This is a genomic window from Actinoplanes sp. NPDC023936 (assembly GCF_040639325.1).
In the GTDB taxonomy this organism is placed as follows: Bacteria; Actinomycetota; Actinomycetes; order Mycobacteriales; family Micromonosporaceae; genus Actinoplanes.
Map to the genome: position 1 here is coordinate 41,726 of NZ_JBEZZR010000011.1, position 17,232 is coordinate 58,957.

The following is a 17,232-nucleotide window of genomic DNA, read 5'->3' on the forward strand; positions in this document are numbered from 1 at the left end:
CATCGTCCTCGCCACCCGCGTGATCGTCCTCGCTACCCGCGTGATCGTCCTCGCTACCCGCGTGATCGTCCTCGCTACCCGCGTGATCGTCCTCGCTACCCGCGTGATCGTCCTCGCCACCCGCGTGATCGTCCTCGCCACCCGCGTGATCGTCCTCGCCACGCGCCCGACCTCCCTGCGATCTTGGAAAGTTGGCGCCCGTGCCGCCGCAAACCGCCAAGATCGCACGCAGGGCGCGCGGCCCGGGGCGCGGGGCGCAGGACTCGGGGGCGCTCGCAGGACGTGATCTTGGATAGTTGACTCGCACCGTTTCACGCGGCGGGCGGCTTTCCCAAGGGTGGTGCACCGGTCGCAGCCCTGGACGGCCCCTGACTTACCAAGATCCGCGCACGCCGGAGCCGAGCCGTAGCTCCGGCAGCAATGACGCCCCGATAACCTGTCCCCACTACGGCTCGGACCCGCGAGCCGTAGCCAGCGCATGAAATCCGAGCCCGGAGGCATGCGCGCCCTACGGCTCGCCTACCCGAGCCGTAGCCAGCGCAGGGAATACGGCTCGTTGACCTGTCCTGACTACGGCTCGGCCGGCAATGCACCGCCAGTCGACCCGATCTTGGCGAGTTGCGCACCGCCCGTGCGTGCGCCGCCCGTGCGTGCGCCGCCCGTGCGTGCGCCGCCCGTGCGGTAGCAAGTCGCCAAGATCGCGAGGCGAGGTCAGGCTGCTCGCGCCCGACGGCTGCGCGGATGCACCCCGCCTGCTCCGACCGACAGCTGATCAACTGCCATCGCTGACAGTTATCCGGACCGCCGCCGGCAGGCCGGCGGCATCCAGATCGAGATGTACGGGGAAGACCCCGTCACCGACCGACGTCATCGCCATCATGATGTGCGCGCCACCGACCGCGACCGTGGCGGCCTCGTGCTCGGCCGCGCGCACCGCGGCCATCACCTGCCAGTGGTCCGAATGCGGCCGGAAGTCGAACGCGAACTTGACCTCGGGCTCGGCGTGCTGCCGGTGCTGCAGGGCAACGGCTCTCTCGTAGGCCTCCTCATCCGGCATGTTCAGCCACCCGAAGACGTCGTCGCCCGGGGTGCCGGTGCGGCCGGCGCCGAACTCGGCCGCCACCAGGTCCTCGTCGCGGCCCCAGAACACCAGGTCGGCGAGGCCGTCCCGGGTGGCCTCGTGCTCCCACGAGCCGAGCGCCTCCACATCGGCGAACACGAACCGGGCGTAGTCGACGAACATGCTGCCCAGCGGGCGGGTCCGGGCTACCGGCGCCACACCGAACCCGATCTGGATCTCGCGCCAGCCGTGCGCGCCAGGGGTCGCCGTCACCGGCAGCGGACGATCGGCGGGCACGTTGCCGATCGGCACCACCGGGACACCCGTGATCAGGAAGTCCGGATCGCCGGCTGCCAGAGCGCGCCGGAATCTCTCCCGGTGCGGCACCCGGCGTGGGAACAGCCGCAGCGACGCGTCGTACCCATGGTCCTGGCAGTGTTCCTCGAACAGCGCGTGGATCTTGGCGACGCCGTGCTGCGGGATGTCGTAGAGAAACAGTCCCGACTGGCGGTCGAACGACCGGGCCGCGGCCGCCGCGTCCGGCCCGGCGATCTCGAAGTCAGCAGCCGCGACGGAGCCTGGCTCGGCGGTGTCGTCCGGTGACTGCTCGCCGGACCACAGGCCGAGATAGCCGCCATCCATCAGGACGAGCTCACCGGACGGGCAAGTGATCTCACCGAGGCGCACACGTTCCTCCATGGGCGCGGAGTCTAAACAGGCCGAGCCGTGCGAAGCCAGGTCAACCTGTGGGGCTGCCCGGGCAAGAACCTGATCGGGGTAAATCGAACACCGCCGGTCCGAACTCGGAGACCTGCGGGTTTCGGGACCGCACGGGTGTCCGGCGGCAGCGGTCCGGCGCTAGCATGGTCGTGGGTGGAGCGCCCGCCCGAGCCCGGCATCTCCGATGTGCCAAGAGTCCCCGACTCAGCGCGTTCCTTGAGTCACTGTGCTTGTGAGGGACGTGATGGTGATGTTCGAGAGGTTCACCGACAGGGCGCGACGAGTGGTCGTCCTGGCGCAAGAAGAAGCGCGGTTGCTCAACCACAACTACATCGGCACCGAGCATGTCCTGCTCGGCCTGGTCCGCGAGGGTGAGGGCGTCGCAGCCCGATCGCTGGAGAGCCTGGGCATCACCCTCGACCGGGTGCGCGAGCAGGTCGAGGCGATCATCGGGCAGGGTCAGCAGCCGGCGAGCGGGCACATCCCGTTCACGCCGCGGGCCAAGAAGGTGCTGGAGATGTCGCTGCGCGAGGCGCTCCAGCTGGGACACAACTACATCGGTACGGAGCACATCCTGCTCGGCCTGATCCGGGAGGGCGACGGCGTGGCCGTTCAGGTGCTCACCCGGATGCAGCCCGACCTCAACCGGATCCGCCAGCGGGTGATCCAGCTGATCAGCGGCTACCCGGAGAAGGAGCCCACCGCCACCGGTTCCGCCCCGCCGACCGGCCCCTCCACATCGCTGGTGCTGGACCAGTTCGGCCGCAACCTCACGGAGGCCGCCCGCGAGGGCAAGCTGGACCCGGTCATCGGCCGGGAGAAAGAGATCGAGCGGGTCATGCAGGTGATGTCCCGCCGGCTGAAGAACAACCCGGTCCTGATCGGCGAGCCCGGTGTCGGCAAGACCGCCGTTGTCGAGGGCCTGGCGCAGTCGATCATCCGGGGCGACGTGCCGGAGACGCTGACGGACAAGCAGCTCTACACCCTCGACCTGGGCGCGCTGGTGGCCGGCTCGCGCTATCGCGGTGACTTCGAGGAGCGCCTGAAAAAGGTGCTCAAGGAGATCCGGTCCCGCGGCGACATCATTCTGTTCATCGACGAGATCCACACGCTGGTCGGTGCGGGGGCCGCCGAGGGAGCGATCGACGCCGCATCGATCCTCAAGCCGGTGCTGGCTCGTGGCGAGTTGCAGGCGATCGGCGCCACGACCAACGACGAGTACCGGAAGAGCATCGAGAAGGACGGCGCCCTGGAGCGCCGCTTCCAGCCGATCCGGGTCGAGGAGCCCACCCTCGGCATGACCATCGAGATCCTCAAGGGGCTGCGCGACCGATACGAGGCGCACCACCAGGTCAGCATCACCGACTCGGCTCTGGTCGCGGCCGCGTCGCTCGCGGATCGGTACATCTCGGACCGCTTCCTGCCGGACAAGGCGATCGACCTGATCGACGAGGCCGGCGCGCGGATGCGGATCCGGCGGATGACAAGTGCGGAGGCCGGCGGAGACGTCGGTGAGGAACAGATCGCCGAGGTGCTGGGCAACTGGACCGGCATCCCGGTCTACAAGCTGACCGAGGAGGAGTCGACCCGTCTGCTGCGCATGGAGGACGAGCTGCACAAACGGGTCATCGGGCAGGACGACGCGGTGCGGGCCGTCGCCAGGGCGATCCGGCGTACGCGTGCGGGGTTGAAAGACCCGAAGCGCCCGTCCGGTTCGTTCATCCTGGCCGGCCCGTCCGGTGTCGGAAAGACCGAGCTGTCCAAGGCTCTCGCCGAGTTCCTCTTCGGCACCGAGGACGCGCTGATCCAGCTGGACATGTCGGAGTTCCACGATCGGTACACGGTGTCCCGGCTGGTCGGCGCCCCGCCCGGATATGTTGGTTATGACGAGGGCGGACAGCTGACCGAGAAGGTGCGTCGCAAGCCGTTCTCGGTGGTGCTCTTCGACGAGATCGAGAAAGCTCACCCGGACGTCTTCAACACGCTGCTGCAGATCTTGGAGGACGGCCGGCTCACCGACGGCCAGGGCCGGATCGTGGACTTCAAGAACACGGTCGTCATCCTGACGACGAACCTCGGCACGAAAGACGCCACGAAAGCGGTGTCGCTCGGGTTCCAGGCGTCGGAGGCCTCGGAGAGCTCCTATGAGCGGATGAAGAACGGGGTCAACGACGAGTTGAAGCGCAGCTTCCGGCCGGAGTTCCTGAACCGGATCGACGACACGATCGTCTTCCACCAGCTGCGGCTGGACGAGATCCTGCAGATCGTGGACATCTTCACGGCGCGCATCGAGGCGCAGCTGAAGAACAAGGACATGGGGCTGGAGCTGACCGACCGGGCCAAGAAGTACCTGGCTGACAAGGGGTTCGACCCGGTGCTGGGTGCGCGGCCGCTGCGCCGGACGATCCAGCGCGAGCTGGAGGACACGCTGTCCGAGCAGATCCTCTTCAACGAGCTGCGGCCCGGCCACACCGTGATCGTCGATTGTGAGGAGGGCCAGCTGACGTTCCGGGGAGCCAGCGACACCGTCCCGGTGGGCTGAGCCCCGGCTGGTCCAGGGACCGGCGGCCGCCGCTCACGGGACCGGCCCGGCGGTTCGCGGGACCGGCCCGGCGGTTCGCGGGACCGGCCCGGCGGTTCGCGGGACCGGCCCGGCGGTTCGCGGGACCGGCCCGGCGGTTCGCGCGACCGGCCGCCCGCTCACGGGAGCTCGTCCCGCTCCGGAGACCCGGCGAGGTCCCAGGAGCGGGCCGGTGCTGGCGCTGCCCGTTGAGGGTGACGCTGCGCTGATGGGCTCGGTCAACCGGGGAGCGACTCCTGACCCGGCGGGACGGCCAGCTCGCCGGCTGCCATGCCGAGGGTGCCGGTCGCGCCGTCGAGCTGGATGCGATAGGCGATCGGCGGGCCCAGGGCGCCCCAGACCGCTCCGACGATGGTGGCTGTCTTGCTGGTGTGCGGGCCGGCCAGGACGCGCACCCGCGTTCCCGGGGCGTGGCCGTCGTCGGCGACCACCAGCAGGGCGTCCAGGATCTGCCGGACCCCGTCAAAGGGCGGCGACAGAACGAACGGCAGCTCGTGCGGCCCGTTCGACGGCTGCGGCTCGAGTCCGGCGTGGGCGGGTCCGGCGTGGGCGGGTCCGGCGTGGGCGGGATCGGCATGGGCGGGTGCGGCGTGGGCGGGTCCGGCGTGGGCGGGGCCAGCGTGGGCGGGATCGGCATGGGCGGGGCCGGCGTGGGCGGGATCGGCGTCGGTGGGGGCAGCGGTGGGGCGCCGCGTGTTCCACGGAGCCGGGGACGCTGTCAGCCGCTCCGCTGCCAGGCGCAAGTGCGGGTCGGGGCCGGCGGCGGCTGCTGCCAGCGCTTCGGCCAGGCGGGGAGACAGCTCGGTGGTGTCGCACTCCAGCATCGACCGGGCCTGCCGGTCGAGCAGCGCGCACTCGATGTCGACCGCCGTCTCCTCGCCCATCTCGGCGACCCACGCGATGTCGGCGGGCTCCGGAACCAGGCCGGGGAACTCGACGGCGACCGCCAGGTACAGCATGGTGAGCAGCTCGGGACGGCCCGCGCCCTGGTAGAGCTGGCCCACCCCGCTGCCGACCCGCCCGCGACCCGGCGGGAAGCGGCCGACGAGATGCTGGGCGCGGCCCTCCGGCAGCACGGCGGCCCGCCGGGTGTCGGCCAGCCGCTCCGCGAACGACCGGCGGCCGCGCTCGTCGACCGCCCGTTGCCGGACCGGGTCGCAGGGATAGATCGTCCGCCCGTGTGAGGCGATCGACTCGCCGGGCCGCAGCCCGAGCTCGGCGATCACCCGGGCGGCCACCGAGTAGGGCACGCCGGTCCGTGCGGCTTGCTCACGGATGGCTCGTTTGCGGGCGCGGCCGGGGCGTGGATTACGCCTCCGGGGATGGGTGTCATTCATGATCGCCTCCGAGGCAGCCCCACGCCCTGCACACCGACGGCAGCAAGGACCGGAACGCTGAGTCGGTGACTCTTGGCCCGAACGGACGACCAGGCGTGGGCGGCCACCCAAAGGCTCCGGCGGGCGCTCCGCCTGGACTCGACTATAACGCCCAGGCGGTGCGCCACGCGTACACCGGAACCGCGATCAGCAGGGTTGCCCGACCGGCGAAATCATCACGAGGCGGTACTGCTGGGCCACGGTCTCCGGCATCGAGCCGACCTCGGCGTTCGGGTTCGGGTGACCTGGGAAGTTCGTGCCGACGCCGCCCACGACCAGCAGTCGTTTGTCGACACCGAGGTCGGTCAGCACGTCGGTGACGGCCTTCGCGCGGGCCCGCGACAGCGGATTCGACTTGTCGCGTTCCCGGTAGGCGGTGGTGCCGACGACCGTCGCCGCCGCGTTGTTCTCCTTCAGATCGGCCGCGATCGGGGTGAGTACCTTGATCGCCTTCTTCGGGTCCTTGAAGACTGCCTGATCGCCGACGAACCCGACCTTGTCGCCACGGATCTTGTAACAATGCGGCTTGATCGGGACCACCTCCTCGCTGTCCGGCTTCACCACGCCGACCTTCGGCATGCCGGCGGCGACCGGCTCATCGTCCGGGATGCTCGCGGTCTCGATCTTCACCGTGGCGCCGCCGGCCGTCAGCACGGCCTCCCAGAGCCTCTCCAGCTTGGCCGTGTCAGCGGGCGGCAGGGGCTCCTGCGGGGTACGGGCGGCGCCCAGCCCGGTGAAGAGGACTTCCGTGTCGTTCAGGTACGCGAGCCGGTCACCGGTGGACAGCTCCGCGGCCACCAGTTCCGGATCGGCGGCGAGGGCGCCGTCGCCGTTCAGCGGAAGCTCTCCGGTGGTCTGGAGGCCGTTGTCCACCACGACGATCCGGTGCGGGCCGGAACCGTCCATGTTGCGGGCGGCGAGCTGGATCGCGCCGAGCGTGTCGGCCTCGGGGGCGGTGGCCCGGGCCTGGTCGAAGATGTCGGTCACGCCCTTCTGATATTCCTCCACCACCGACTCGCACGCCTTCTCCGAGTCGCACTCGTGGTCGGCGCGGTCCTGCAGCAGGATCTCTGGCTTGCCGGAGACGCCGACCACGACGATGCGGTCCTTGCTCAGCACCGCGTCCCGCAGCCATGCCTGGGCCTCACCGACGAGTCGCGGTTTGGGCATGTTGCTGCGTCCGCCGACGACGAACGCGATGGTGCCGGGCGGGTGCGGGATCGGCGGCGGATCCGGTACGCACCCGGCGCCGGCCAGTCCGGTCAGCCCGGCCAGAGCCACGGCGCCGATCGAGCGTCGCCTGTTCGGTGTCACAAGGTCCTCCGGGGGGAGTGTGTCGGGCCGGACTCAGATCTCCGGCGGGTCGTCGTAGGGCCGGCGCGCCGTTCGCGGCGACGGCACGGTCCTGGGGTAGTTGTTCAGGGCGTCGGTGGCCGCCGGGTCGTGCTGCGTCTCGGCCGCTTTGATCCGGGCCGCGCTGCGCAGCACGTCGCCGCGGTGCTTGTCGATCTCGTGGTCGCGGTCCCGGGACTGCGTCACCCGTACCTGATCGGCCCGGACGTGGTTGAGGTTGCCATTGGCCTGCTCCACCTCGTACTCCCGGGTGGAAAGTTCTTTGAAGAGCTTCGCCTTGGCCCGGTACGCGGCGCGCACCTCGGCCAGCCGCGGATCTCCCCAGCGGTATCCGTGACCCATCGCCAGCGCCCCGGTCATCAGGAAGAGCACGAGCAGCAGCAGAGCGATGTGCAGCGCCTCCTGGTCGAATCCGGCGGAGGCGGCGGCGGGGGCTTTCGGCGCGAGGGCGCCGGTGGCGTTGCCGAAGACCGAGGTGTCCCGGTCGCTGGCGCGCAGCCACCACATCGTGGCGCCGAGCCCGAGCCAGAGCACGCTCAGCACGAAGATCCAGATGATGCTGCCGCCGTATCCCACCTGGCGTGACCGGCTGACCCGGCCGATCTCGTGCGGGAGCGCCACCGAGCCGATCGACATCGCGACGACGAAGACCAGCACCAGTGTGGTGTCGCGCTGGATGATTCCGGTCAGCGTGTTCCAGAATCCGAAGCCGTCGGCGCCGGCCATCAGGAGCAGGACCGGGTACGCGGCGTACCGTCGCCACCACTGCCCGCGCAGACCCTCGATGGGCGCTCGGAACGGACGCCCCCAGGTCCTGCCGCCGGCGGGCCCGTCCTGCGTGGTTGTCATTGGTCCTCCGCTGTCGGTTCGCTCACTGCGGTTGGTTTCGGCTCCCGGCGGGGCGGGGGAGCCTCCTCGGCGGGCGGGGGAGCGGGCTCGGCCACCGGCGGGGGAGGGTTCTCCGGCGGATGCGGCTTCGGGCGTCGCCGGAACAGTTCGAAGCGGCGGCGGCGTCGTCCGGCCCGGGGCCACTCGGTGACCGCGGTGAGCCGTTCGATCTCGGCGTTGACGGCGGCGTACTCGGCGTGGACGACGCTGAGCATCGTCCTGCGCCGCTCGAGTTCCGCGGCCGCTTCCGTCTCGAGCAGCTGCAGCTCGCTCTGGCGGGCGTCGTGCTCGTTGTCGATGTCGTTGTGCCACTGCTCGACCCATGCGTCGATCGCGACGTCCAGGACGCCGCCGTTGCCCTCGTCGATGGCGCGTTCCTTGGCGAGCCGGCCCATCTCGGTACGGACCAGGTCCGCCGCCGTGCCGACCTTCGGCGCGAGGGACGGCAGGTTGCCGTGCCGCATCCGGGTGAGGATCGGCGGCTCGTCCGTCTGCTCCGGGGCGAACGCGACCCGATCCATCACCCGGCGGATCAGCGGGGGCCGGCGCTGTTCGCCGGCATCGTCCGACGCGCTCACCGACCGCCCTGTCCCTCGTGCCGCGAGTACATCGGTTCGGACACCACGGCCGGCAGCCGGAACGGCGCCCTGTCGAGAAGCAGTCGCACGAGTTCCCTCTCCGTGTGTCGTTTGAGCAGTGCCTGCTGGTACACCTCGTGGGCGGACTCGTAGAGCGCCGCGATCCGGCGGGCCGCGTCGACCGCCTCCCGGGACAGCTCGGCCGCCTCGGCCTCCAGCCGGGTGACGCTCTCCTGGGCCGCCCGCAGGTCCGCCAGCGCGGTGAGGTGCACGCCCGCCGCGGCATCGCGGCGCCGCTCGAACTCGCGGAAACGGCGCCGGCGCAGCACGCCGTCGGGGGTCTGCTCCTCGCCGGCGAAGCGCTGCACCTCGTCGGTGACGTCCGGCTCGTCCTGCTGGACGCGGCCGAGCCGCTTCTCGGCGTCGGCGATCCGCATCGAGATCATCGGGATCGTGGATGCGACTGACTGGGCCTGGACGAGCTTCTCCGAGACCCGTTTGGCGTACGCCGACCAGGTGACCTCGACCTGGTAGCGCATCTCGGCCTCGAGCTGGAGACGGGTCGCGGTGCGCACCGGCGGTTCGGCGAAGTCGGGGTCCGGGTGCCGCTGCCGCCCGTCCTGGCGGCCGAGCCGGCGCAGCCGCCATCGCCAGCGCCATCCGACGCCGGCTGCCTGCGGTTTCCCGGTGCTGCTCGTGGTGGCTCTCGAGGGTGCCATGGGCGATCCTTGATTGCGTGTCGGCCTCGGTCGGCGCGCCTCGGAATAGGGATCTTGCATTGGATCCAGTAGATGGATCCAGTAGATGGATGCGGCGGATCGTGTCATCGCCCGGCCGCATAAGCAAGATGGATTCTGGTACGCGACATCCGGTTCATCTGTACGGCTGAGTCCTCATCGGCCGGTGGGACTCGTCAATGTCTGACCGGCTCTTGCCGGGGCCCTTGCGGGTGAGCAAACTCTAGGCGTCGCGCAGATAGGGGCAGCAACGAGATGAGTGAGCCGCCGGGCCAGCCGGATGATTCGCCCGCTTGGGTAGGTGAGCTTTATTCATGGCTTGCCGTGAAACCGCAGATCGTGCTGACCGGCAACATCGCTGACGAGCACCTCATGCGCTCACGGGATGACGAGAGTCGCTCGCTTTTGTCGACCACCGAGGCGGTGGTCGAATGTCTGCGCGCCAGCGCGTACCAGTTGGTGATGGGCTGGGATCCGGTGGACGGCCCGATGGCGCACTATTTCACCAATCCCAAGCTCGCCGATGACGTGGTGCCCGAGGCGGATCGATTCCACGGCGAGGAGCAGGCCGATCCGGACCGGCTGGCGACCCTGATGCGCGAGGTCGTCGAGGGCACCGGGTCCCGCGCCGCCCTGATCGTCGAGGACGCGCCGCTGCTGGCGGGCTCACCCCAGGACCCGGACCTGCACCGGGTGTACCTCACCGGCCGCCGGCTGGCCCGGACGGCGCCCCGGATCGCGGCCGAGACCGACGGCCGCAACGGCCTCTACAACACGATCATCTGGATCGTCGGCCGGGAGGCGGACCTGCCCGCCTGGCTTCTCGACCCGAACGCGGTCCGGGTGATCCGGGTGCCGCCACCGGGCATGTCCGAGCGGCGCCGGCTGAGCGCCATCCTGCTGCGTGCGCTGCCGGAGTACGTCCGGCTGACGGCCGACGACCGTGACGGGGCGGGATTACGCCTGGCCCGGCTCACCGACGGATTCTCGCTGCGTGATGTGGCGACGTCGGTGCAGCTCGCAGCGGACGACGCCCTGCCGCTGGCCCGCATCGAGGAGGCGGTGCGCACCGTCCGGTCCGCCGACGGGGGCACTCCGTGGCGGGACCCCGACCTGCGCCGCCGGATCTCCGGCGCGGCCGTCGCGCTCAACCGGACCGTCCTGGGCCAGCGGCGTGCGGTCCAGAAGGTCGCCGACGTGCTGGCCCGGGCGGCGCTCGGGCTGTCCGGGGCGCAGAGCGCCAGCCATCCGACCCGCCCGCAGGGCGTCCTCTTCCTCGCCGGGCCGACCGGCGTGGGCAAGACCGAGGTCGCCAAGCAGGTGGCGGAGCTCGTCTTCGGACGGCCGGAGGCGATGCTCCGGTTCGACATGAGCGAGTTCAGCGAGGAGCACGCCAAGGCCCGGCTGATCGGTGCGCCACCGGGTTACCGGGGACACGGCGACGGCGGCGAGCTGACCGAGGCGGTGCGCCGCAAGCCGTTCTCGCTGCTGCTCTTCGACGAGATCGAGAAGGCGCACCTCAATGTGCTGGACATGTTCCTGCAGATCCTGGAGGACGGCCGCCTCACCGATTCCGCGGGAGTGACCACCTATTTCGGAGACACTCTCGTGGTTTTCACCTCCAATCTGGGAACCGTCGCACACGGCACCCGCCCTCACCGTGCGGAAATAACTTCCGATCAGCTGGAAGGCCGCGTCATCAGCGCGATCCGGCGGGAGTTCATCAAGCTCGGCCGGCCGGAATTGCTGAACCGGATCGGGCAGAACATCATCGTCTTCGGCTTCATCGACGGTCCGACCTCGGTGCGGATTCTTGAACGCAATCTGGAGACCGCCGTGCAACGGGTCGTCAAACAGACCGGGCACCGGCTCACGATCGGCGTCGAGGCACGGCTTTACCTGGAGGAACGGGTGCAGCGACCGGAAGTCCTCGCTTTCGGCGGCCGGGGAGTCGGTTCGGTCGTGGAGGCCTGTTTCCTCAATCCCCTGGCCCGGATTCTGGTCGACGCCGATCCGCGCGACGACTACGAGATCGTGGGGATCGAGGAGGACGACGGGGGAGTTCGGCTGAAGACGACACATCATCGACGAGAGGCGTGACGAATGGCGGATCAACGACGATGCTTCAAATGTCGGGCCGTGCTGCTCGAGGGCGCAGAGGTCTGTGCCTCGTGCCAGAGGAAACAGCCCGGACAGGAGGAGCCGACGGAGCTCTCTGTTCGCCGGGACAGGAGGACCCGCGGCCTCAAGGCGATCCTCCGGATCGGTACGCGGGACAGCTTCTTGACAGCGTCCCCGCTCCTGGTCGCCGACGAGAGACTGATCGTGATCGGGCGAGGGACGCCGGGCGAGATCGGTGACGCCCTCGACCACGAGGACGACCGCTTCGGTGACGTCAGCCGGAAGCACCTGGTGCTGCGGGTGGACGGGTACCAGGCCGAGGTGACGGATCATTCGGCGCTCGGCACCTACGTGGACGGCGTGAAGCTGCCGCGAAACGTCTCGAAGTGGTTTCCCATCCCGCTCGACATCCGTCTTGCCCGCGAGTGCTGGATGCGCATCGAAAGAGCTGACTGAGTGGTGGACGAACGTCGGGTGCGCCGCCCGAAGCCGACACGGGCACCCGAGTCCGCGCCGGAGACCGCTCCCTTCGACGGCGTCCCGCTGCCTCCCCTGCTCGTGAACCTGGTGGAGTCGCCGCGGCCGTTCGCGTCCGGTGGAACATTCGACTTCCTGCGGCTGGCGACCTGGAAGGAGACCGGCAGGCCCGTCGTGATCAAGCACTTCAAGAAGACGAACCCGGATCTGGAGAAGGTCTGGCAGCGGTGGAAATCGGCGGACGAGCGCCACGTGACCCGGTTGCTGCACACCGAGAAGGAAAGGGTCCGGGGTGGGGGAACGCAGCCGTGGTACTTCGAGGTGACCGAGTACCACCCCCTCGGATCGCTGCACGACTACGTCGAGAAGCTGGACGACCATCGCCTGGCCGAGGAACAGGCTTTGGAAGTCCTCGCACAGCTGACCGAGGCCCTCAATTACCTGCACACGTCGATCGCCGAAGGCAACCGCTCGCAGAACCTCGTGCACTGCGACATCAAACCCAGCAACATCCTGGTACGAGGGACCGACCCGCTCGACGTCGTACTGGCCGACTTCGGTTCGGCCCGCCTGCTGATGACCGAGCAGAAGGTCGAGACGGCCGGCTTGACCGTGCCGTACGCGGCTCCGGAGGCCCGGTGGCACCGTGCGCCGCAGATGGACTGGTGGAGCCTCGGGATCAGCATGATCGAGCTGGTCCAGGGCTTCCACCCCTACGTCAATCCCACGAACCTCGAATTGCTACCGGACCCGGTGATCAGCGAGATGGTCCGTTCCAGCCCGGTTCCGATCGACTCCGAGCCGGGTCCACGCTGGACGAACCTGTTCCAGGGCCTGACCGCGTGGCAGATCGGCGAGCGCTGGTCCGCCCAGAAGGTCGGCGCCTGGCTGGAGGGCAAGCATCTCGACGTCGACTCGTCGATCGGACCTCGGGGAGGACAGGAGCTTCCCTTCGAGTTCGCCGGCCGGACGGTGTACCGGCCACGCGATCTCGCGCGGGAGATGCGAACGCATTGGAGCGCGTCGGCCGCGCTGGTGATCGGGTCTGCCTGGACGGATCTGCTGCGCTGGAGCAAGGAGGTCGACCCGGCGCTGCGCGGCCGGCTGGACGCGGTGAGCCGGGAGCTCATCGACAAACGCGCGCATGTCGACCTGATCGTCACGGAGACGTTAGTCCAGCTGGATCGGTCCGGACCTCCCTACTACCGCGGCGAGCGGATGGAGCCCGAGGATCTGGGCCGGCTGGCGGTCCGGGCCGAGAAGGGCGACCGCGAGGCGGCCGATCTCGTGGTCGCGCTCCACGAATCGGGAAGCCTGTCCGCTCTGGGGAACCTGCACGGCCGGCTGTCCCTGCACGAGATCCACGTCAAGTGGCGCACGGCGCTCGACGTCGCGCTGCCGCTGACGGCGAGCATTCCGTCGTGGATCGACGCGATCGACCGTACCGAGCTCTTGATCAAGACCTTGCGGGCCGCCCTGAACGACGAGTACGCCAAGTACCTGAGCGACCACGTCGACAAGCTCGCCACCGAGCGCGCGGCCCGGCACACCCAGTGGTTCACCGCACTGATCAACGCGGCGCGGACCGGTGAGCGGACTCCCGCCATGGACGCGCTCGTCACGGTCTGCTTCCCGCTGCTCACCCGGACCGGTCGTGAGTCCGGCCGCGAGTCCGGCACGGACCAGCAGGAGGAGGCCGAGGACGACCTCGGGACCGCCGCCCGGACGGCCGTGTTCGCCCCGCGCCCGGCGCCGGATCCGCCGATCGTGAAGTCGGTGTGGCGGGTCTGGCCACGGCGGCTGGACCGGCAGGTCGTCCGCCCGAAGCCGTGGACCCGGCGCCGGAAACTGGAGTTGGTCGCGGTCGTGTGGGCCGGCACCGTGCTGCCGGTGATCGCGGCGTCCGGCGTCGGCCTGGCCACGGCGCCCGTGCAGGGGATGCTCGCCGGGTGCGCGTTCGCGCTCGGCGCGGGCCTGCTGTGGCTCGCCGTCAACCTGCGGCCGTCCCGGCTGCGCGGCGCGCTGTTCGGCGGATGGCTCGGCATGGTCTTCGGGTACGCGGTGGCGCTGTTCGCCTTGGTCACGGTCGGGCCGGTGCTGGGCGCCGCGGCCGGTTGGCCGGCGTTCTGGACTGTCTGGACGGGGATTGTCATGGCTGCGACGGCGCGAGGAGCGGCGCGATGAGTGAGCACGGGCTGCCCGCGGCGACGGCGATGTCCGCCGCCGGTCCGGGCCGGGCGCCGGCCGGCCGGGCGAACATCGACTATGTCGTGATCACCGCGGCCACGGCCGGCGGCGGCCACCGGCCCAACGACGATGCCATCGGCGTCAACGGATGGGTGCTGACCGCTGAGGACGTGAACCCGCTCGACCTGACGGTGCCGGTGGTCGACCACCGGGCGGCGGTGGTGTCGCTGACCGACGGCCTGGCCGGAGCGGCCGGCGGCGACGTGGCCGCCGCGGTGGCGGCCCGCCGGCTGACCGCGCGGCAGACCCAGAGGTCCGCCACGGCCGAGGCGTTCCGTGAGGCGTTCCGGCAGGCCGACGAGCTGGTGCACGAGGCGTCGACGGACGACCTGCCGGGCATCGGCTGTTCGGCCGCCGCGGTGCTGATCCGGGCCGACGGCCGGGCGTTCGTCGGCAATGTCGGCGACGTGCGGCTCTACCAGATCCTCAACGGGTACATCGGCCGGCTCACCCGCGACGACCGGGCGCGTACCGAGGAGGGGCCGTCCGGCGCCGACCGGGTGGTGACCCGATGCCTGGGCGGGCGGCTGCGCATCCCGGTCGAGGTCCACTTCACCGAGATCCCGGTGCTGCCCGGCGATCGTCTGCTGCTCTGCAGCGACGGGCTCTACGACACGGTGTCGGACAGCGAGATCGAGCAGGCGCTGAAGGCCCAGCGGCCCGGACACGCGATCGCGGGCCTGGTCAAGGCGGCCAAGAGCCGCGGGGGCGGAAACATCACGGTCGTCCTCCTGGAGCCGCGCGGCCGTTCCGTGCGCGGCCCGGCACCGGTGCTGACCCCACAGCCGAGTCCCCAGCCGAGCCCGGAACCCCCGCCGCAGCCCGAACTGGCCTCGGCGGAGAAGACGTCGTTCCTCAAGAAGCTCCTTCGAGGATGACAAGCCCGGAGTACGAACCCCGCCCTGCCCGGCCGCCCTTCTTCCGCCGCCTCCGGCGGGAGCAACGACCGACCGCCGTCGACGGCCGTCCTCCGGTGCCGCCGACACCCCGGGGCAGCGGCGGTGGCGGGCCGAACCGACCCGAGCCCGACCTGACCGCCTTCATGGATCGGATGCTCGGTCGCCGGGACGGCCGGAATCTGGCCGCGAGCGGGTCCGCCTGCCGGGCGTTCGACGCGACGATCGGCCGGTCGGAATCGCTGGACGCGCTGCTGTCCGGCGCCTACTGGGTCGGGGTGCTGCACACCGCCCGGTTCCGCGACGCGCTGCGGCGGCACGGTGTCGAGGAGCCGGATCGGACGATTCTGGTGGCGCACGGCGGCGGCACCCGGTTCGACCTGCTGGTGATGTCCGCGCGGTACCGGGGTGACCCGGTCGTCCTGCCCCTGAGGTTCGCCCCCAGCGAGGTGTCCACCGCGTTCGGCAGCGCGCAGCGATCCGGCCGGAGCACCATGGCGCTCAGCGTGGAGCGGCGGTATTTCACCCGGCACGGCACCATGCCGGACCTGAGGCAGGCCGTCTCCGAGGTCGCCGCGGCGGGAACCTTCGGGGCGGTGCTGATGCGGACCCCGGCGGAGACGGAGACGTGTGTGCCGGTGCCGGCGCACGGCGTCGGCATGCCCGGGAAGAAGGACTACCGGGCCACCGTCGGTGTGGTGCTGTCCCGGAACGGCGAGACCCTGGTCACGACGGTCCGGCACGTGCTGCCGCCGGACGGCGACGAGATGCTGGTGGGCAAGCGTCCCGGCCGTGTCGTCGCCCGCGACGAGCTGACCGACTCCTGCCTGATCGCGGTGCCGGGACTGCCGACCGGCCGTACCGAAGCCTTCGCGGGCCTCGGCCCCCGGATCCTTCCGGCTTTCGTCCGGGGACATTTCAACCGGGTACGGTTCGGCCGGCTGGACACCGTGATCAACGGCGCTGACATGAGCATCCTGGAGTACCAGAGCGCGTTCGCCAGCAAGTTCTACACGACGGCCGACACGATTCCCGGCGATTCCGGCACCGCGCTGATCGACAACGACGACCACCTCGTCGGCTTCGCCGTGATGCGGTCGAGCGAGGGCCCCCGCAATCCCGCCTACTCGATCTGGGTGTGCGCGGAACAGACCACGAGACGCCTGGAGATCGAGATATGACCGGAGCAGTGCGCGACCTCTGGGACCGGATCCGGCGTACGCCGGCCGAGGACTGGCATTTCGAGCACATCCCGCCGGAGCGGGCGCCCGCGGACGGCGCCCACCACGACGTCGCCGCGGAGGAGGGATACGTCAGCGCGCACCTGGCGGCCATGCGGCTCAGTGAGGTCCGGATCGGGACCAAGCGGCTGTACGCGTCGGTGACCAGCCTGTTCACCGCCGACACGCTGGCCGGCACGCGGGCCGAGTTCCTGACCGTGAGCACGCCGGAGATGCTGCGGGACGCCGACGCGGCGAACCTGGACCGGGTGGTGGTCGCCGGCAAGCGGTTGCTCGGCCCGATCCCGTACCGGGGTGGGGACATCTCCGCGGAGATCGGCCTGTTCGCGGTGCCGTCGGCGGACCTGCTGGACCCCTATCTCGATCTGGTCGAGCAGGTCAGCGCGTTCGCCGGGGTGAGTTTCGTGCCGGCGGCCAAGAGCCTGGTGCCGACCGCCAAGGCCGCCCTCGACGCGATCTTCGGAACCAGCGGGTCGCCCTCGCTGGAGATCGGTGTCGCCAAGGACTTCAGCACGGTGACCACCGGGTACTACTGCGTGGTGCGCACGCCGAGGTCCGGCGCCTCCCCGGCCGGGCTGCGGGTCGCCGCGGACGGCCGGCTGGAACGGGACGACGGCAGCGAGGTCACCGAGCCGTACCTGGTCTTCCAGATCTCGGCCGACACGAAACGCGACGACTGGGCGATGATCCCCGATCTGCAGGCGGGGTACGAGCGGATCCGCCAGGCGGCACGCTTCGGTGACCTGCGGCTCGCCACCGCGGAGATGGCCGTCTTCGAGCGTGCGGCGATCTTCTCGCCGGACCTCCTCCCCGAGGACGGCCGCCGCATCGCCGATACGGTCCGCGCCCGGATCCAGCTCGCGTTCCCGCAGACGAAGACGGCGAGATCCGATCCCGCGGAGGACGTCATGCCCGCGTTCGCGGACCTGCCGGTGCCGTTCTGACGGCCGAAGCCCC

The 17,232-nt window shown here is 70.4% G+C and carries 14 protein-coding genes; 8 read left to right on the top strand and 6 right to left on the bottom strand.

Features of this window, described 5'->3' with window-relative positions; translation table 11 throughout:
- On the top strand, positions 1-286 hold a 286-nt coding region (locus tag AB0F72_RS16920; RefSeq protein WP_360431393.1), incomplete at its 5' end, for a hypothetical protein.
- A 486-nt stretch (positions 287-772) separates the two neighbouring features.
- On the opposite strand, the gene AB0F72_RS16925 is transcribed toward AB0F72_RS16920, so the two are convergent.
- Complete coding sequence (locus AB0F72_RS16925) at positions 773-1,759, bottom strand: hypothetical protein (RefSeq protein WP_360431396.1); 987 nt, start codon at positions 1,757-1,759, stop codon at positions 773-775.
- A gap of 271 nt (positions 1,760-2,030) precedes the next feature.
- Between AB0F72_RS16925 and AB0F72_RS16930 the strand changes: the two genes are divergently transcribed.
- The gene (locus AB0F72_RS16930) at positions 2,031-4,322 is read left to right on the top strand and encodes an ATP-dependent Clp protease ATP-binding subunit (RefSeq protein WP_360431399.1); all 2,292 of its coding nucleotides are present in this window, start codon (positions 2,031-2,033) and stop codon (positions 4,320-4,322) included.
- 257 nt (positions 4,323-4,579) lie between these two features.
- On the opposite strand, the gene AB0F72_RS16935 is transcribed toward AB0F72_RS16930, so the two are convergent.
- From AB0F72_RS16935 to AB0F72_RS16955, 5 genes are all read right to left on the bottom strand, one after another.
- Positions 4,580-5,698 carry a hypothetical protein gene (locus tag AB0F72_RS16935; RefSeq protein ID WP_360431402.1) on the bottom strand — a complete coding sequence of 373 codons (1,119 nt, stop codon included), beginning with the start codon at positions 5,696-5,698 and terminating at the stop codon, positions 4,580-4,582.
- Positions 5,699-5,884: 186 nt separating this feature from the next.
- A complete protein-coding gene (locus tag AB0F72_RS16940; protein ID WP_360431405.1) occupies positions 5,885-7,051 on the bottom strand; it encodes a hypothetical protein in 1,167 nt (388 codons plus the stop codon).
- A gap of 33 nt (positions 7,052-7,084) precedes the next feature.
- Positions 7,085-7,939, bottom strand: coding sequence for a hypothetical protein (locus tag AB0F72_RS16945; protein WP_360431407.1), 855 nt, complete (start codon positions 7,937-7,939; stop codon positions 7,085-7,087).
- A complete protein-coding gene (locus AB0F72_RS16950; RefSeq protein WP_360431410.1) occupies positions 7,936-8,556 on the bottom strand; it encodes a hypothetical protein in 621 nt (206 codons plus the stop codon). The genes AB0F72_RS16945 and AB0F72_RS16950 overlap by 4 nt, the downstream gene beginning before the upstream one ends.
- On the bottom strand, positions 8,553-9,275 hold the full coding sequence (locus AB0F72_RS16955) for a hypothetical protein (protein WP_360431413.1): 723 nt from the start codon (positions 9,273-9,275) through the stop codon (positions 8,553-8,555). Before AB0F72_RS16955 ends, AB0F72_RS16950 begins: the two co-directional genes overlap by 4 nt.
- Positions 9,276-9,617: 342 nt before the next feature.
- Here AB0F72_RS16955 and AB0F72_RS16960 point away from each other — a divergent pair, with 342 nt between their 5' ends.
- From AB0F72_RS16960 to AB0F72_RS16985, 6 genes are all read left to right on the top strand, one after another.
- On the top strand, positions 9,618-11,393 hold the full coding sequence (locus AB0F72_RS16960) for an AAA family ATPase (RefSeq protein ID WP_360431416.1): 1,776 nt from the start codon (positions 9,618-9,620) through the stop codon (positions 11,391-11,393).
- Positions 11,394-11,576: 183 nt separating this feature from the next.
- The gene (locus AB0F72_RS16965) at positions 11,577-11,870 is read left to right on the top strand and encodes an FHA domain-containing protein (RefSeq protein ID WP_360431419.1); all 294 of its coding nucleotides are present in this window, start codon (positions 11,577-11,579) and stop codon (positions 11,868-11,870) included.
- A complete protein-coding gene (locus AB0F72_RS16970) occupies positions 11,871-14,075 on the top strand; it encodes a protein kinase (protein ID WP_360431422.1) in 2,205 nt (734 codons plus the stop codon).
- Positions 14,072-15,016, top strand: coding sequence for a protein phosphatase 2C domain-containing protein (locus tag AB0F72_RS16975; RefSeq protein ID WP_360431425.1), 945 nt, complete (start codon positions 14,072-14,074; stop codon positions 15,014-15,016). Before AB0F72_RS16970 ends, AB0F72_RS16975 begins: the two co-directional genes overlap by 4 nt.
- Positions 15,013-16,215: a hypothetical protein gene (locus AB0F72_RS16980; RefSeq protein WP_360431428.1), complete on the top strand. Its 1,203-nt coding sequence runs from the start codon at positions 15,013-15,015 to the stop codon at positions 16,213-16,215. Before AB0F72_RS16975 ends, AB0F72_RS16980 begins: the two co-directional genes overlap by 4 nt.
- Positions 16,212-17,219, top strand: coding sequence for a hypothetical protein (locus AB0F72_RS16985; protein WP_360431431.1), 1,008 nt, complete (start codon positions 16,212-16,214; stop codon positions 17,217-17,219). The genes AB0F72_RS16980 and AB0F72_RS16985 overlap by 4 nt, the downstream gene beginning before the upstream one ends.
- Positions 17,220-17,232 lie beyond the last annotated feature (13 nt).

What these genes read in the sequence shown, in the direction of transcription:
- AB0F72_RS16985 (WP_360431431.1), top strand. Translation starts at nt 16,212, where the DNA reads ATGACCGGAGCAGTGCGCGACCTCTGGGACCGGATCCGGCGTACGCCG.
- AB0F72_RS16935 (WP_360431402.1), bottom strand. Translation starts at nt 5,698, where the DNA reads ATGAATGACACCCATCCCCGGAGGCGTAATCCACGCCCCGGCCGCGCC.
- AB0F72_RS16980 (WP_360431428.1), top strand. Translation starts at nt 15,013, where the DNA reads ATGACAAGCCCGGAGTACGAACCCCGCCCTGCCCGGCCGCCCTTCTTC.
- AB0F72_RS16945 (WP_360431407.1), bottom strand. Translation starts at nt 7,939, where the DNA reads ATGACAACCACGCAGGACGGGCCCGCCGGCGGCAGGACCTGGGGGCGT.
- AB0F72_RS16925 (WP_360431396.1), bottom strand. Translation starts at nt 1,759, where the DNA reads ATGGAGGAACGTGTGCGCCTCGGTGAGATCACTTGCCCGTCCGGTGAG.
- AB0F72_RS16930 (WP_360431399.1), top strand. Translation starts at nt 2,031, where the DNA reads ATGTTCGAGAGGTTCACCGACAGGGCGCGACGAGTGGTCGTCCTGGCG.
- AB0F72_RS16975 (WP_360431425.1), top strand. Translation starts at nt 14,072, where the DNA reads ATGAGTGAGCACGGGCTGCCCGCGGCGACGGCGATGTCCGCCGCCGGT.
- AB0F72_RS16955 (WP_360431413.1), bottom strand. Translation starts at nt 9,275, where the DNA reads ATGGCACCCTCGAGAGCCACCACGAGCAGCACCGGGAAACCGCAGGCA.